The organism is Rhizobium leguminosarum bv. trifolii WSM2297 (assembly GCF_000271845.1).
On sequence record NZ_JH719395.1, the window covers coordinates 3,194,730 to 3,210,806 of the forward strand.

General features: G+C 62.5%; 16 protein-coding genes. 12 read left to right on the forward strand and 4 right to left on the reverse strand.

The genetic code is table 11. From position 1 onward, the window contains the following. Window positions 1-107: 107 nt before the first annotated feature. A complete protein-coding gene (locus RLEG4DRAFT_RS30660) occupies window positions 108-800 on the reverse strand; it encodes a DNA-3-methyladenine glycosylase family protein (RefSeq protein WP_037094383.1) in 693 nt (230 codons plus the stop codon). Here RLEG4DRAFT_RS30660 and gluQRS point away from each other — a divergent pair. Beyond that, on the forward strand, window positions 799-1,680 hold the full coding sequence (gluQRS, locus tag RLEG4DRAFT_RS30665; RefSeq protein ID WP_003582601.1) for a tRNA glutamyl-Q(34) synthetase GluQRS: 882 nt from the start codon (window positions 799-801) through the stop codon (window positions 1,678-1,680). The two genes, RLEG4DRAFT_RS30660 and gluQRS, sit on opposite strands and share 2 nt — an antisense overlap. Here the strand turns inward: gluQRS and RLEG4DRAFT_RS30670 are convergent. Further along, window positions 1,645-2,568 carry a YihY/virulence factor BrkB family protein gene (locus RLEG4DRAFT_RS30670; RefSeq protein WP_003582602.1) on the reverse strand — a complete coding sequence of 308 codons (924 nt, stop codon included), beginning with the start codon at window positions 2,566-2,568 and terminating at the stop codon, window positions 1,645-1,647. The genes gluQRS and RLEG4DRAFT_RS30670 overlap by 36 nt on opposite strands. 76 nt (window positions 2,569-2,644) lie before the next feature. Here RLEG4DRAFT_RS30670 and RLEG4DRAFT_RS30675 point away from each other — a divergent pair, with 76 nt between their 5' ends. From RLEG4DRAFT_RS30675 to RLEG4DRAFT_RS30705, 7 genes are all read left to right on the forward strand, one after another. Next, window positions 2,645-3,478 carry an SDR family oxidoreductase gene (locus RLEG4DRAFT_RS30675; RefSeq protein ID WP_003582604.1) on the forward strand — a complete coding sequence of 278 codons (834 nt, stop codon included), beginning with the start codon at window positions 2,645-2,647 and terminating at the stop codon, window positions 3,476-3,478. A gap of 14 nt (window positions 3,479-3,492) precedes the next feature. Further along, window positions 3,493-3,696: a twin transmembrane helix small protein gene (locus RLEG4DRAFT_RS30680; RefSeq protein ID WP_003582606.1), complete on the forward strand. Its 204-nt coding sequence runs from the start codon at window positions 3,493-3,495 to the stop codon at window positions 3,694-3,696. Window positions 3,697-4,035: 339 nt separating this feature from the next. Next, complete coding sequence (locus RLEG4DRAFT_RS30685; protein WP_003582607.1) at window positions 4,036-4,614, forward strand: cob(I)yrinic acid a,c-diamide adenosyltransferase; 579 nt, start codon at window positions 4,036-4,038, stop codon at window positions 4,612-4,614. Window positions 4,615-4,647: 33 nt separating this feature from the next. Then, window positions 4,648-5,445 carry a rhomboid family intramembrane serine protease gene (locus RLEG4DRAFT_RS30690; protein ID WP_003582608.1) on the forward strand — a complete coding sequence of 266 codons (798 nt, stop codon included), beginning with the start codon at window positions 4,648-4,650 and terminating at the stop codon, window positions 5,443-5,445. Window positions 5,446-5,607: 162 nt separating this feature from the next. Continuing rightward, complete coding sequence (locus tag RLEG4DRAFT_RS30695) at window positions 5,608-6,357, forward strand: electron transfer flavoprotein subunit beta/FixA family protein (protein ID WP_003582609.1); 750 nt, start codon at window positions 5,608-5,610, stop codon at window positions 6,355-6,357. A gap of 24 nt (window positions 6,358-6,381) precedes the next feature. Beyond that, window positions 6,382-7,311 (forward strand): electron transfer flavoprotein subunit alpha/FixB family protein, encoded by a 930-nt coding sequence (locus RLEG4DRAFT_RS30700; protein WP_003582610.1) that lies wholly within the window; start codon window positions 6,382-6,384, stop codon window positions 7,309-7,311. A gap of 209 nt (window positions 7,312-7,520) precedes the next feature. Continuing rightward, on the forward strand, window positions 7,521-8,402 hold the full coding sequence (locus RLEG4DRAFT_RS30705) for a 3-hydroxybutyryl-CoA dehydrogenase (protein WP_003582611.1): 882 nt from the start codon (window positions 7,521-7,523) through the stop codon (window positions 8,400-8,402). A gap of 531 nt (window positions 8,403-8,933) precedes the next feature. On the opposite strand, the gene tlpA is transcribed toward RLEG4DRAFT_RS30705, so the two are convergent. Then, window positions 8,934-9,596 carry a thiol:disulfide interchange protein TlpA gene (tlpA, locus tag RLEG4DRAFT_RS30710; protein ID WP_003582614.1) on the reverse strand — a complete coding sequence of 221 codons (663 nt, stop codon included), beginning with the start codon at window positions 9,594-9,596 and terminating at the stop codon, window positions 8,934-8,936. 26 nt (window positions 9,597-9,622) lie between these two features. On the opposite strand from tlpA, the gene argH reads away from it, so the two are divergent. The 4 genes from argH (at window position 9,623) to RLEG4DRAFT_RS30730 (ending at window position 15,525) form a co-directional block, all read left to right on the forward strand. Next, the gene (gene argH, locus RLEG4DRAFT_RS30715) at window positions 9,623-11,026 is read left to right on the forward strand and encodes an argininosuccinate lyase (protein ID WP_003582616.1); all 1,404 of its coding nucleotides are present in this window, start codon (window positions 9,623-9,625) and stop codon (window positions 11,024-11,026) included. 152 nt (window positions 11,027-11,178) lie between these two features. Beyond that, a complete protein-coding gene (gene lptM, locus RLEG4DRAFT_RS30720) occupies window positions 11,179-11,373 on the forward strand; it encodes an LPS translocon maturation chaperone LptM (RefSeq protein ID WP_003582619.1) in 195 nt (64 codons plus the stop codon). A gap of 11 nt (window positions 11,374-11,384) precedes the next feature. Then, window positions 11,385-12,653, forward strand: a complete 1,269-nt coding sequence (gene lysA / locus RLEG4DRAFT_RS30725) for a diaminopimelate decarboxylase (RefSeq protein ID WP_003582622.1) — start codon at window positions 11,385-11,387, stop codon at window positions 12,651-12,653. 211 nt (window positions 12,654-12,864) lie between these two features. Further along, on the forward strand, window positions 12,865-15,525 hold the full coding sequence (locus RLEG4DRAFT_RS30730; protein WP_003582625.1) for a TIGR02302 family protein: 2,661 nt from the start codon (window positions 12,865-12,867) through the stop codon (window positions 15,523-15,525). 133 nt (window positions 15,526-15,658) lie between these two features. On the opposite strand, the gene RLEG4DRAFT_RS30735 is transcribed toward RLEG4DRAFT_RS30730, so the two are convergent. After that, a complete protein-coding gene (locus RLEG4DRAFT_RS30735; protein WP_003582627.1) occupies window positions 15,659-16,018 on the reverse strand; it encodes a response regulator in 360 nt (119 codons plus the stop codon). Between the last annotated feature and the right edge of the window lie 59 nt (window positions 16,019-16,077).

The window sequence follows — 16,077 nt, forward strand, 5'->3', positions numbered from 1 at the left end:
CTCTCCTGATCGATTCGGCATCTGCACCTGTATATTAGGCCGGTTGTTACAGGATTGTGAAGTCCAATAAATTCAGAGGATAAAGGCAATTTGAAGAGTATTGCCGATCAGCCGGTCGGCACCATGTCGCGGCGCGTTTTCGTGGCGTAATAGGCCCAGAAAAGCCGCGCCGCCACCGAGCGCCATGGCGACCAGACTTCCGCCAGGGCACTCAGCGCCTTTGCTTCAGGCCGTGCCGCGAGACCGAATGCCGCACCGACAGCGTTCTGCAGCGCGACATCGCCGGCCGGAAACACATCGGCATGGCCGCCGCAGAACATCAGATAGACCTCCGCCGTCCACGGACCGACGCCCTTCAGCGCCGTCAGCTCGCCAAGCGCTTCTTCAGGCGGCTTCAGGCAAAGCCCGGCAAGATCGAGCCGGCCGGAGGCAACGGCTTCGGCGATCCGCGACAGGGTCTCGGCCTTGGCGCGCGACAGGCCGAAATCGCGCCAGGCCTCGGCGTGAAGCAGTGCGTAGCCTTCGGCGGTTAAGAGACCGTCCGCCGGCAGCATGCGCCGCCAGATCGCATCGGCGCTGGCGCGCGACACCATTTGCGAGACGATAATATGGGCAAGGCCGGCAAAACCGGGTTCGCGCAGCCGCAGCGGAACGGGCCCGGCATCTGCCGCAACCGGCACAAGGCGGGGATCGAGGCGAAGCAGCGCTTCGAGCCCCTGCCTGACGTCGTCTTCGTTGCGGATGATCTGCACGTGGCCTCGCAGTGGTTCAAAAACCGAATCCATGGCAGAAGAAAGCATGACCATGAGCGAGCGTCAAAAACCTGTCTTTCGTTTTGCGCCGAGCCCCAACGGGCAGCTGCATCTCGGTCATGCCCTCTCGGCGCTGTTGAACCGCGACATGGCGGAGGCCGCGCATGGCCGCCTGCTGCTGCGCATCGAGGATATCGACCAGGCGCGCTGCACGTCCGCGTTTGAGGCCGGCATCCTCAGGGATCTCGACTGGCTGGGGATTGGCTGGAAAAGCCCGGCGCGGCGCCAGTCGGAACATTTTCCCGAATATCAGGCAGCACTGCACGCGCTGATCGAACGCGGCCTGGTCTATCCCGCCTTCCTGACGCGCGGCGAGGTGAAGGCGCGCGTCACGGCCTATGAGGCGACCGGCCGGTCTTGGCCGCGCGATCCCGACGGCACTCCGCATTACCCCGCCAATGATCGCGAGCGCCCTAAGGACGAATGGCGGGGCTTGCTGACCTCGGGGCAGAAACATGCCTGGCGCCTCGATATGCGCAAGGCGCTCGATCTGATCGGCGAGCTGCTGTTCTGGACGGAAAGCGGCGACGGCAGATCGGGCGAGATCGCCGCCGAGCCGGAAGTCTGGGGCGATGTCATCCTGTCGCGCTCGGACGCCCCGTCGAGTTATCATCTTTCGGTGGTGGTCGACGATGCGCTCCAGGGTGTCACCCATGTGGTGCGCGGGCTCGACCTCTTTCCCGCGACGTCGGTGCACCGGCTGCTGCAAGTCCTGCTCGGCCTGCCGCAGCCGGTCTATCATCATCATCGCCTCATTCTCGACGCGAGCGGCCGCAAGCTTTCGAAAAGCCAGGGCGACAGCGGCATCGGCGAATTGCGCGCCCGCGGCATGTCAGGAATGGATATTCGCCGCCTTGTCGGGCTCTGACGGCCTTTCGACCCGCTCTCTGCCGACGATCGAAAGCGTGTGGGAGAACATCCGGAAGACGCGGAACTTGATCAGCGCCGCATTGATCTCCGCGCCGATGATGAAGATGACGCCGACCATATAGAGGAAGATCAGCACGATCATGACGGAGGCGAGACCGGCATAGGTTGCAGTATAATTGGCGAAGGTTGCGAGATAATAGGCAAAGATCAGCGCCCCGGCGAGCCAAAGCAGTAGGGTCAGCAGCACGCCCGGAATGACGTCGAAGACCCGCCGCTTGCCGGCCGGCAACCAGAGATGCATGACCAGCAATCCGACGGTCAGCACGAAAAGCGTGCCGTAGATGCGCCAGCTGAAGACGATGTCGAGCGTATCGGCAAACAGCGGAAACCAGTTCCTGGCATAATCGAGAGCCAGCGGCACGGCGACCAGCAGGATGCTGATCGCCGCAAAGATAATCACTGCGATCAGCACATAGCCGAGGCTGGCGAGGCGGGTGAAGTACCATGGCCGCGTCTCCTGCACCCGGTAGGCGCGGTTAAGCGAGATGCGCAGCGCCTCGACGCCGTTCGAGGCGAAATAGGCGGCCGCCAGCACCGAGATCGTCAGCAGCCCGCCGCGCGGAATGGTCAGCACCTGCAGCACCTGGTCGGCGAGCGGCTTGGCGATCGCCTCCGGCCAGGTGTCGAAGATCAGATGGATGGCCGTCGAGGAGAACTGATCGGCGCCGAGAAAGCTTGCCAGCGCCGTGCCGAAGATCAGGAAGGGGAAAACCGCAAGCAAGCTCGACAGCGCCACATGGCTCGCCATGGCAAAGCCGTCATCCTCGACCATGTGACAGATCGCGTCATAGACCACGTCGTAGATCGTGCGCAGCGCCTTCGGCATTCCGTCCCCGGCTTTCCAGATTGTATCCTCTGGCCGAATATGGGAAACGAGTCCCATTTTGTACAGGAATCATTCCATGGCGGGAGAGCGCACCATCGTCGTAACCGGATGCTCGTCCGGTATCGGCGCTCATTGCGCGCGGGCGCTGAAAGCCGATGGCTGGCGCGTCTTCGCGACGGTACGCAAACCGGAAGATCTGCCGGGGCTGGAGGCAGACGGCATCGAAGCCTTCCTGATGGACTATGCCAGGACCGAAACGATTTCGGAGCTGGTCGGCGCGGTTCTCGAACGCAGCGGCGGCCGCATCGATGCGCTCTTCAACAACGGCGCCTATGGCCAGCCGGGCGCCGTCGAGGATCTGTCGACGTCAGCGCTGCGGGCCCAGTTCGAAGCGAATTTCTTCGGCTGGCACGAATTGACGCGCCAGGTGATCCCGGCGATGCGCAAACGCAAGGAGGGGCGGATCGTGCAATGCTCGTCGATCCTCGGCGTCCTGCCCTATCGCTATCGCGGCGCCTATACGGCTTCCAAATTCGCGCTCGAAGGCCTCAGCATCACTCTGCGCATGGAACTGCAGGGCAGCGGCATCCATGTGAGCCTGATCGAGCCGGGACCGATCGCCACGCGTTTCACCGCCAACGCGCTCGCCAAGTTCAAGGAGCATATCGACCTTACGAATTCGCCGCACGCGGCCGATTATGTCAGGCAACTGGCAAGGCTTGACGGATCCGGTCCGGTCAACCGCCATAGACTTGGCCCGGAGGCGGTCTATTCCGTATTGAAACACGCATTGAACTCGAAAAATCCGAGGCCACATTATCCTGTAACGACACCGGCCAAGCAGGGCATGTTCCTGAAGCGGCTGCTTCCGGCAGACCTCTTCTACCGCCTGATGCGCTGGACGGACTGAGAAAGCTGAATGCCATGTCCACGGTCACCTATATCCTCGCGATCATCGTCATGGGCGCCGTCGCCCTCGTCCTGATCCGCGGCCTCTTCAACATGATGAAGGGCGGCGATGCCAACCGGTCCAACAAGCTGATGCAGCTGCGCGTCCTGCTGCAGGCAATCGCCGTCATCCTGATTATGATCACCCTCTGGATCACCGGCGGCGGCCGGCCGACGTGAGGAAAACCCTGGAGTGGTTGGTTTGATGGCGAATGGGAATGACAGAGGAGACGTGATGCCGGATGAGGTGTCTCTCCAGGCAGCGTCAAGTTTGGCGAAAAGGCCAACTCCACTCTCCGTCATCCTCGGCCTTGAGCCGAGGATCCATGCCGCGGCTACTGGTGGGCGCCGTGTGGATGCTCGGGTCAAGCCCGAGCATGACGGAGCTTGGGGCGGGCGGACCTATCCACAATGCGGACGCGCATTGGATTCCTTTGACTTACCCCGCGTCGAGCCTGACCACAGGCATGACCGAGGTTGGGATGGCACGGCCATCCTCCCGCCAACAGGCGGTGCAACATGGTGAAACTCAACAAGATCTACACGAAAACCGGCGATGACGGCACGACCGGGCTGGTTTCCGGCCCGCGCCGGGCAAAGGACGATCTGCGCGTCGAGGCCTATGGCACGATCGACGAAGCCAATTCGGCGATCGGTGTCGCGCGGCTGCACACTTCAGGCCTGCCCGAACTCGACGCGATGCTGATGTCGATCCAGAACGATCTCTTCGATCTCGGCGCCGATCTCGCCACCCCCGATACCGGCGAGCCGCCGACCTACGAGCCGCTGCGGATCGTCGACACCCAGGTCGACCGCCTCGAGCACGATATCGACCAGCTGAACGCCGGCCTGGAGCCGCTGAAATCCTTCATCCTGCCGGGCGGCAGCCCAGCCGCCGCGCAGCTGCATCTGGCCCGCACGATCGCGCGCCGCGCCGAGCGTTTGATGGTGGCGCTTGCCCGCACCGATGGCGAAACCGTCAGCGAGCCGGCGAGGAAATATGTCAACCGGCTCTCCGATTTCCTCTTCGTCGCCGCACGTCATGCAAATGACCGAGGCCAAGCGGATGTGCTTTGGGTTCCGGGAAAAAACAGATAGGCTTGCCGCGATGACGATCGCCGGGGGGCCTTTATGTTCATACCACTTCACGACGCCAATACGCTGAAACATATCAAGGTCCAGTGGGTTACGCTCTCGCTGATCGGGCTGAATGTGGCAATCTGGCTCCTGACCAGCCTGGAGAGCGAGCAGGCAGCCCAGGCAACCACCGTCGGCCTCGGCTATATCCCGGCGATCGCCTTTGGCGACGCGGTGCTGGCGCAGGGGCTGGAAATCGTGCCGGAGCCGCTGACTTACCTCACCTATGCCTTCGTCCATTCCGGCTTCTGGCATCTCGCCGGCAACATGATCTTCCTCTGGGTCTTCGGCGACAATGTCGAGGACGCGATGGGACATCTGCGTTTCCTGATTTTCTATCTTCTCTGCGCGGCCGCCGGCGCACTCTGCCACGGCCTGCTGACCATGACGTCGCAAGCGCCGCTGGTCGGCGCCTCGGGGGCGATTTCCGGTGTGGTCGCCGCCTATGTCTTGCTGCATCCGCGCGTCAGGGTCTGGGTTCTGGTGTTCTTCCGCCTGCCGCTGCCGCTGCCGGCCTTCGTGCCGCTGCTTTTGTGGATCGGCCAGCAATTCTTCATGCTGGCGATTGCACCCGACGGCGACGTTTCCTGGGGTGCGCATGTCGGCGGCATCCTTGCCGGGGCTCTTCTGATCCTGGTGTTGCGTCGACCAGGTGTGCCGCTCTTCGACAGGGAGATCGTCACGCCCCGCGCCGTGAGAAGCGATCCCGATGCCGGTCCGTCCATCATCGCAGACGCAGCCGGGCGGAACGCCCAGCGCCTTCCCTGGGGGCGGCGCCGACAAGAATATTGACGTGAACGTAAACGTCAATATATTGCCCGGCAAATCGCCCGCCGGCGACATGGAAGCGTTGTATTTGGAGGAAAAGCGCGTATCCATGTCGCCATTCGACAATCGAAATGGCGCGCGAGCGCGCATTTTCGCTGAAGCCAATTTCCCTGAAGGAAGGACCCCATGAAGATTCTCGTCCCAGTCAAACGGGTTGTCGACTACAACGTGAAGATCCGGGTGAAGCCGGATGGTTCCGGTGTCGAGCTTGCCAATGTGAAGATGTCGATGAACCCGTTCGACGAGATCTCGGTGGAAGAGGCGCTGCGGCTGAAGGAAGCCGGCAAGGCCGAGGAAGTGGTGGTGGTGTCGATCGGCCCTGCCAAGGCCGAGGAGACGCTGAGGACCGCGCTTGCCATGGGCGCCGACCGGGCGATCCTGGTCGAGACCGACGATGCAGTCGAGCCGCTCGCCGTCGCCAAGATCCTCAAAGCGGTGGCCGATGCCGAACAGCCGGGTCTTGTTATCGTCGGCAAGCAGGCAATCGACGACGACAGCAACCAGACCGGCCAGATGCTGGCGGCTCTCTTGGGCTATGCCCAGGCGACCTTCGCCTCGAAGATCGAGATCGGTGACGGCAAAGCCCAAGTGACCCGCGAAGTCGATGGCGGCCTGCAGACGATCGAGATCAAGCTGCCGGCGGTGGTCACCTCGGACCTTCGGCTGAACGAACCGCGTTATGCCTCGCTGCCGAACATCATGAAGGCGAAGAAGAAGCCGCTCGACAAGAAGTCGCCTGATGATTTCGGTGTCGATACGACGCCGCGGCTGAAGGTGCTGAAGACCGAGGAGCCCAGTGGCCGCAAGGCCGGCGTCAAGGTCAAGTCGGTCGCCGAACTTGTCGACAAGCTGAAGAACGAAGCCGGCGTGCTTTAAGGCAGGAAAGAGAGAACAAACACCATGACCATTCTTCTTCTGGCCGATCACGACAATGCCAGCCTTTCCGACCAGACCGCCAAGGCGCTGACGGCCGCTTCCCAGATCGGTGGCGACGTGCATGTGCTCGTCGCCGGCAAGGCCGCCAAGGCTGCTGCCGATGCCGCTGCCAAACTCTCCGGCGTCTCCAAGGTGCTGCTGGCCGAAAGCGACGAACTTGCCAACAACCTGGCCGAACCGCTTGCCGACCTGATCGTCTCGCTGGCCGGCAGCTATGACACCATCCTCTCTGCCGCCACCTCGGTCGGCAAGAACGTGCTGCCGCGGGTGGCGGCGCTGCTCGATGTCGCCCAGGTCTCCGAGATCATCGAGGTTGTCAGCCCCGATACCTTCAAGCGGCCGATCTATGCCGGCAATGCCATCCAGACGGTGCAGGCAAGCGATGCCAAGAAGGTGATTACCGTGCGCACCGCCTCCTTTGGCTCGGCACCGACAAGCGGCTCGGCTAGCGTCGAGGCGATCCCCGCCGTTTCCGATCCGGGTCTGTCGCGTTTCGTCGGCGATGCGCTGTCGGCCTCCGACCGTCCGGAGCTGACCTCGGCGAAGATCATCCTCTCCGGCGGCCGGGCACTCGGTTCTGCGGAAAAATTCAAGGAAGTCATCCTGCCGCTTGCCGACAAGCTCGGGGCTGCCGTCGGCGCCTCCAGAGCCGCCGTCGATGCCGGTTACGCGCCGAACGATTGGCAGGTCGGCCAGACCGGCAAGGTGGTGGCGCCTGATCTTTATATCGCCGCCGGCATCTCCGGGGCCATCCAGCATCTGGCCGGCATGAAGGACAGTAAGGTGATCGTCGCCATCAACAAGGACGAGGAGGCGCCGATCTTCCAGGTCGCCGATTACGGCCTGGTCGCCGATCTGTTCGAGGCCCTGCCGGAATTGGAAAAGGCGCTGTAAAACAGGTCGCGCAAAGACCGAAAGCGCCAAAAGCGAATCCGAAAGATCGCGGCGCGCTTCAAACGCGCCAAATGCTTTTCTTTCGCACTTGCGAATGACTGGAAAATTATCTTTTATCGGGCTACTACTGCTGCAGGGCGATCCTTCGTCCGGCAGCATTGCTAAAAAATGCGGCAGCGCGGGGGCGAATGCCGTGCGGGGGTTTGGAGATGAATGCGGTGTTGAAGAATATTGGTATTATCGGTGCCGGCCAGATGGGCTGCGGCATCGCGCATGTTTCGGCCGCCGCAGGTTACAGGGTTCACATCTACGATCTCTCACAGGATCGCATCGAGTCCGGCCTTGCCACCGTCAATGGCAACCTTGCTCGGCTGGTGACGAACGGCAAAATGACCGAAGAGGAGCGCAAGTCGACCTTGTCGCTCATCTCGGGCTCTTCCGATATCAACGATCTGGCTCCGTCCGATCTCGTCATCGAGGCCGCCACTGAGGACGAAACGGTCAAGCGCAAGATCTATGCGCAGGTCTGTCCGGTCCTGAAGCCGGAAGCGCTGCTTGCCACCAACACCTCTTCCCTTTCCATCACCCGGCTTGCCGCCGCCACCGACCGCCCCGAACGCTTCATGGGCATTCATTTCATGAACCCGGTGCCGGTGATGAAGCTGGTCGAACTGGTGCGCGGCATCGCGACCGATGAGAAGACCTTCTCCGCCGCCAAGGAATTTGTCGGCACGCTGGAAAAGACCATCACCGTCGCTGAGGATTTCCCGGCCTTCATCGTCAACCGCATCCTGCTGCCGATGATCAACGAGGCGATCTACACCCTCTATGAAGGCGTCGGCACGGTCGACGCGATCGACACGGCGATGAAGCTCGGCGCCAACCATCCGATGGGGCCGCTGCAGCTTGCCGATTTCATCGGCCTCGACACCTGCCTTTCGATCATGCAGGTGCTGCACGACGGCTTGGCGGACTCGAAATACCGTCCCTGCCCGCTGCTAGTGAAATATGTCGAGGCCGGCTGGCTCGGACGCAAGTCCGGACGCGGCTTCTACGACTATCGCGGTGAAGTGCCGGTCCCGACGCGTTAGAGCCTTTCCGGGTTAGATTGCAACATTCTGTTGGCTCAAACGGAGTCGGATGATCGACCGGCCGGCGCGCGTCGTAGCCCAGCTCTACGGCCAAGCCGGCCGGTCGATCAGCCGGCCCGTTTCAGCCAACCCTCCCGCAGATTTGCTTGGCAAATCTGCAAGACTCAGGAAACGCCGGGCGCACTTATCGCTTCGCCATGCGAAGCGGTGCGGCCGGTGGGCCGGGCATCTTTCCGCCAGGGCAAAGGCGATCGGCTCGGACGTACCTAGGGGTATGCCCGTCGCCAATCGCCTTTGCCCTGACGAAAACCTGCTCCGGCAGAATGCTGCAATCTGACCCGGAAAGGCTCTAAGCAGACATCACCAGAAAGGGCGAATGGACCGAACGCCCGCGAAATGCTTTCCTTGCCGTGAACGGGAGGAAATGCCATGTCAACCGAAACACCGATGTTCCTGCTGCAATGCTGCGTTCTCATAGGGCTTGCCGGTGTGTTCCTCATCAAAGGAAACGGTGACTCCTGACCGGCCTCTTTACGACCCGATAGCACCCTTGATCAGGGCCTTGGCATCGTCGCTGTCCCAGGCAGCCGGGCCGTTCATCGCCGAAATCAGGCATCCCTTGTCGTCCAGTAGCAGCGTCACCGGCAGGCCGAAGGCGAGGCCTTCCTTCTTCAGGCTGTTGAAGACGCCGATCGTATTGTCGCGGTAAAGCTGCAGCGCATCGACGCCGGTCTCGTTCAGGAAAGTCTTCGGCTTCTCGTCGTCGCCGCTGTCGATATTGACGGGCACCACTTGGAACTTGTCGCTGCCCATCTGCTTTTCGAGGGCATTCAGCGCCGGCATCTCCTCGCGGCAGGGCACGCACCATGTGGCCCAGAGATTGAGAAGCACGGTCTTGCCGGCAAAATGGTCGAGCGTCAGCGGCTTGCCATCAGGCCCGTTGAAGGAGACCGCAGTCAGCTTGCGCGGCTCATTGGCGGCAACCATGGCGGCCACCTGCCCCCTCATCAGCGGCGTCAGATTGGCAGCGCGATCCTTCGCCAGCGCGCATTCGGCCGAAGCGGTATTGCCGATGCCATTGCCAATCCCCGTCTCCTTCACGTATACCGCTGCCGCACCGGCAACAACGCCTGCAACGGCGGCGATTGCGATCAATTTTACGGACGGCAGACCGAAGGGTTTTCTCGTCGTCATTTCATTCTCCAGGACGGGCATCTTCCATGGCCGAGAGCAAAACCGATACCAAATCCTCCAACCAGATGTGGGGCGGGCGCTTCGCTTCCGGCCCGGACGCGATCATGGAGGAAATAAATGCCTCGATCGGTTTCGACAAGAAGCTATTCGCGCAGGACATTCGCGGTTCGATCGCCCATGCGACCATGCTCGCCCATCAGGGGATCATATCGGCCGAGGATAAGGACAAGATCGTTCACGGGCTAAACACGATCCTGTCAGAAATCGAAAGCGGCAATTTCGAATTCTCGCGCCGGCTCGAAGACATTCATATGAATATCGAAGCGCGCCTGGCGACGCTGATCGGACCGGCGGCCGGCCGGCTGCACACCGCCCGCTCGCGCAACGACCAGGTGGCGCTCGACTTCCGCCTCTGGGTGAAGGAAGAGCTTGAGAAGACCGAGAAGATGCTGACCGGTCTGATCGCCGCCTTCCTCGACCGTGCCGAAGAGCATGCCGAAAGCGTCATGCCGGGCTTCACCCATCTGCAGACCGCCCAGCCCGTCACCTTCGGCCATCACTGCATGGCCTATGTCGAAATGTTCGGCCGCGACCGCTCGCGCGTGCGCCACGCCATCGAGCATCTGGACGAAAGCCCGATCGGCGCGGCTGCCCTCGCCGGCACCGGCTACCCGATCGACCGCCATATGACGGCCAAGGCACTCGGTTTCCGCGAGCCGACCCGCAACTCCATCGATACCGTCTCCGACCGCGACTTCGCCATCGAGTTCCTGTCGATTGCCGCGATCACAGGCATGCACCTGTCGCGCCTGGCCGAAGAGATCGTCATCTGGTCGACCCCGCAATTCGGTTTCGTCCGTCTCTCCGACGCCTTCTCCACCGGCTCCTCGATCATGCCGCAGAAGAAGAACCCGGATGCCGCCGAACTGGTGCGCGCCAAGACCGGCCGCATCAACGGCTCGCTGGTGGCGCTGCTGACGATCATGAAGGGCCTGCCGCTCGCCTATTCCAAGGACATGCAGGAAGACAAGGAACAGGTCTTCGACGCGGCCGAGAGCCTGGAGCTGGCAATCGCCGCCATGACCGGCATGGTGCGCGACATGACCGTCAACACCGCACGCATGAAGGCCGCGGCCGGCTCCGGCTTTTCGACGGCGACAGACCTTGCCGACTGGCTGGTGCGTGAGGCGGGCCTGCCCTTCCGCGATGCCCATCACGTCACCGGCCGGGCCGTGGCGCTTGCCGAAAGCAAGGGCTGCGATCTGGCCGAACTGCCGCTCTCCGACCTGCAGGCGATCCATTCCTCGATCACCGACAAAGTCTACGACGTGCTGACCGTCGAGGCCTCGGTCGCCAGCCGCAAGAGCTTCGGCGGCACCGCACCCTCCGAGGTGCGCAAACAGATCGCCTTCTGGCGCGCCCGCAACTGAGAGACAAGGGCGGGGCGAAAGCCGCCTCGCCCCCGCTCACACATGGGAAAAGCGCCCAACAATCAGGGTGCACAAGGCGGATAAACTTCGTTATGAAGATGTCCGTCGTTCGATACGAACGATGTCCGCCATAGCCGCACAAGAGGATATCCATGCAGAAGAGCTTGCCGCATCTCATCCGCCTGACGGCGGTGCTCGCCGTCATCGGCCTTGCCGTTGCCGGATGCGGGCGCAAGGGCGACCTCGATCCGCCGAGTGCTGCGGCAACCAAGGAAGGCGACGTTTCCAAGCCGACGAAACAGCCCGGAACCGTTGATAAGCCCTTCCTTCTCGATCCTCTTCTTTAAGGCATAAGCCCGTGAACCATTTCGAGTACCGCGACGGTATCCTGCATGCCGAGAACGTTCCCGTTCCCGAGATCGCCAAGGCGGTCGGCACGCCTTTCTACGTCTATTCCACCGCGACGCTGGAACGCCACTACCGCGTCTTCTCCGAAGCCTTCGCCGATGTCGACTCCATGGTCTGCTACGCGATGAAGGCGAATTCGAACCAGGCGGTGCTGAAAACGCTCGGTCGCCTCGGCGCCGGCATCGATGTCGTCTCGGAAGGGGAGCTGCGCCGCGCGCTCGCCGCCGACATTCCAGCAAGCCGCATCATGTTTTCGGGCGTCGGCAAGACGCCGTCAGAGATGGATTTCGCCCTCGAAGCCGGCATCTACTGCTTCAACGTCGAATCCGAGCCAGAGCTCGAAATCCTCAACCAGCGCGCCATCAAGGCCGGCACGAAAGCGCCGGTCTCCTTCCGCATCAACCCTGATGTGGACGCGAAAACGCATTCGAAGATCTCGACCGGCAAGAAGGAAAACAAGTTCGGCATCTCCTGGGAGCGCGCCCGCGCCATCTATGCCAATGCCGCCAAGATGCCGGGCATCGAAGTCACCGGCATCGACATGCACATCGGCAGCCAGATCACCGAACTGCAGCCCTTCGACGACGCCTTCAAGCTGCTGAGCGATCTTGTCGCGACGCTGCGCGCCGACGGCCACACGATCCATCACGTCGATATCGGCGGCGGCCTCGGTGTTCCCTACAAGGACGATAACAATCCGCCGCCGCTGCCGGACGCCTATGCGGCGATCGTCAAGAACCAGTTGCGCGGCCTCAACTGCAAGATCATCACCGAGCCCGGTCGCCTGATTGTCGGCAATGCCGGTATCCTCGTCACCGAAGTCCTCTATGTGAAGGATGGCGGCGAAAAGACCTTTGTCATCGTCGACGCCGCGATGAACGATCTCATCCGCCCGACCCTCTACGAGGCCTATCACGAGATCCGTCCGGTAACGATTTCGGCGGCGAATGCCCCGCGCATCCGCGCCGACGTCGTCGGGCCGGTCTGCGAGACCGGCGATTACCTGGCGCTCGACCGCGAAATGGCGATGCCGAAGCCCGGCGACCTGATGGCCGTCAGCACGGCGGGCGCTTACGGTGCGGTCCAGGCAGGCACCTATAACAGCCGCCTGCTGGTGCCCGAGGTTCTGGTCAAGGGTGGCGATTTCCATACGATTCGCCCGCGCAGAACCTATGCCGAACTGATCGGCTTCGATTCAGTTCCGGCCTGGCTCGACTAACAATTGCGGGAAAAGTGCGAAGCGGAAAGATCGCGACGCGCTGTAAGCAGGCCATCACTTTTTGGCGAATTAACGTGAAAAGCCGGTATTGCCGGCCGCTCGCCCTCGCCTTCGCCACAAAGAGTGTTATCCTTTCGTTCATGAGCGTATTGCCCTGCAATCGCCGGAAGCGCCCTCTGTTCCAAAACGCCAGATCGCGGAGACCGGACCGATGACCAGCCTCTCAAGGCAGAAGAAAGGTGCATTTGCGCTTCGCCCCTCGCTTGCCCGGCTGGTGACGACAAAACGCCTGCTGGCGCGCGTGGTGCTGTTTTTCGAGCAGTTGCTCCCGCCTTTGATGCCGGTTCTGGCAGTCATCGCCCTTTATTTCTCAGCCTCCTGGTTCGGCGTCTTCCGCAGTGTGCCGGACTGGCTGCGCATCCTGCTGCTGATCGCCTTTGCCGCCGCTTTTCTCGTCTCGCTCCTGCCCTTACGCAATCTGCGCTGGCCGGGGGTCGCCGAAGCCGACCGCATGCTGGAAGAGCGCAACGGCCTGGCGCACCAGCCGGTCACCGTCCAGGAAGACGAGCCGGCCTTCGATACGCCCTTCGCACGGGCGCTCTGGCGCGAGCACCAGACCCGCATGGCCGAAAAGATCGCAGCCCTCGATGCTGGATTGCCGCGGCCGGATATCGCCGCGCATGACCGTTTCGCGCTGCGCGCCGTGCCGGCGCTGCTGCTGGTCACCGCCTTTGCCTATTCGCTGTCGATCAACGGCGGCTCGCTCGGTGACGCGTTTCAGGCAGCGCCCGAGCAGGTGGTCGTCGATCCGGCGGTGCGCATCGACGCCTGGGTGACGCCGCCCTCCTATACCGGCCGCGCCCCGATCTACCTCACCGCTGACGGCAGCGAGCAGGCGCCGATCGGCATTCCGCAGTTTTCAGGCCTCACGGTACGCGTCAGCGGCGGAAAGACCGCAGAGAAGGTCGTGTTCCGCAAGGCGAACGGCCAGGCCCAGGATATCGCCGTGCAGGCCGATACAAAGCAGGCGTCGGCATCAGGCAGCGGACAGCCGAATGCGGCTCCAGCCGGCCAAGCCCCCGCCAGCCAGGCACTCGTCGCGCAGACCCATACGATGAAACTCGAGGAGAGCGGCGCCCTCGAAGTCAACGGCCGACGCTGGAGCTTCGAGGTCCTTCCCGACAAAGCGCCGGAGATCGCCTTCGACGGTTTGCCGAAGCCCAGCGTCAACGGCGCGCTTGAAATCGGCTTTACCGTCAAGGACGATTACGGCGTCCAGGAGGCGCATGCGGAGATCGTTCCTCTGGAAAACGATCCGACGGCGACGCCGCTCTATCCGTTGCCGGAATACCGGCTGGATATTCCCCGCCGCAACGCCCGCGACGCCAAGGGCGTGACCAGCCGCAACCTGACCGAACATCCGCTTGCCGGCAAGCGCGTGCGCGTGACGCTCGTCGCCAAGGATGCCGCCGGCCAGACCGGCCGCAGCCCGCCGCATGAGATGATCCTGCCGTCGCGGCCCTTCAACGAGCCGCTTGCCGCAGCCGTCGCCGAGGAGCGGCAGGTTTTCGCGCTCGACACCCGCAAGATGCCGCAGGCGATCGCGCTGAACGAGGCGCTGACCATCCGCCCCGAGGAGACCATCCCCAAGCTCACCAATTATCTGCTGCTGCAATCCGCCTTGACGCGCATGAAGCTTGCAAGGGGTGATGAGGCGCTGAAGGATACGGCCCAATATCTGTGGGAGATCGCTCTCGGCATGGAGGACGGCGATCTTTCGCTTGCCGAGCGCAAGCTGCGCGAGGCCCAGCAGAAACTTGCCGACGCCTTGGACCGCAACGCGCCGGACGAGGAAATCAAGAAGCTGATGGATGAGCTGCGCAAGGCGATGCAGGACTATATGGCCGAGCTTGCCCAACGCATGCAGAACGCGCCGATGCAGCCGAACCAGAACGCCCAGAACATCCTGCGCCAGCAAGATCTGGAGCGGATGATGGACCAGATCGAAAACCTCGCCCGCTCCGGCAATCGCGACGCAGCCCAGCAGATGCTGTCGGAATTGCAGCGGATGATGAACAACCTGCAGGCCGGCAGGCCGCAGCGCGGCCAGCAGAGCCAGGAAAACAGCGAAGCCCGCAAGCAGATCGACAAGCTCGGCGAGATCCTGCGCGACCAGCAGAAGCTAATGGAACAGACCTTCCGTCTCGATCAGCAGCTCAGGGATCGCATGCAGCGCGGCGAACCAGAGATGGGCGAAAACGATCCGCTGCTCGACGAGATGAACCCTGGAGAGAATGGCGAGCCGCAGGATCAGCAGCAGGGCCAGCAAGGCAAGGAAGGCCAGCCCTCCGACCAGATGACGGCCGAGCAACTGCGCGAGGCGCTGAAACAGCTGCGCGCCCAGCAGGATGGGCTCGGCAAACAGCTCGGCGAATTGCAGAAAAAGCTGGGCGAGATGGGCATGAAGCCCGGCCCCGGCTTCGGCCAGGCGCAACGCGAGATGGAAGGTGCCGGCCGTGAGCTCGGCCAGGGCCGCGGCCAGCCGGCGATCGAGGGCCAGGGCCGTGCGCTCGAAGCGCTTCGCCAGGGCGCCCGTGACATGATGAACCAGATGATGCAGGCCCAACAGGGCCAGCAAGGGCAGGGTCCGAACGGCCAGGTGGGTCAGGGAGATCAGAACGGCCGCGACCCGCTCGGCCGTCCGCGCCGCGTCCAGGGACCGGATTTCGGCGACAACAGCGTGAAGGTGCCCGACGAGATCGACGTTCAGCGCGCCCGGGAAATCCTCGACGCGATCCGCGAAAAGCTCGGCAACAATCCGCCCCAGGAAATGGAACGGCGGTATCTCGAACGGTTGCTGGATATTCAGTAGGCCTTACACCGCCGTATAATGGATCAGCGGCGCGCTAGAGCGGTTCGGGTTCTCACGGAAACGCAGAACCGCTCTGACCTTTTATTTTCACGCAATTCTGGACGGAAAGCCGCTCAGGCGTTTCCGTCATGTTTCAGGCGACGAGCGCCCTGGCGACCGCCTTGCGGATATCGGGAAGCGCGAATGGTTTGGCGACGACGTCGATGATCTTTTCGGCAAGATCGTCGGCCCGTTCACGCTGTTCGGCATAGCCGGTCATCAGCAGTATCTTCAGGCCGGGAAAGGCGTCTTTTGCCTGATGGGCAAGCTCGATGCCGTCCATCACGGGCATGCGGATATCTGAAAGCAGCAGATCGTAGACCCCTTCCCTGAGCTTCTCCAGGCCCTCGGCCCCGTCGGCCGCCTCATCGGTCTCGTGGCCATCAAGCCGCAGGGCTCGGGCTACGAAGGACCGCAGGGAGTCCTCGTCTTCCGTGATCAGAATTCTTGCCATATGTGCATTGCTCCGTGGTCAGCCCGTGACGGAAATCACCAGACTTTCCTTTTCGATCG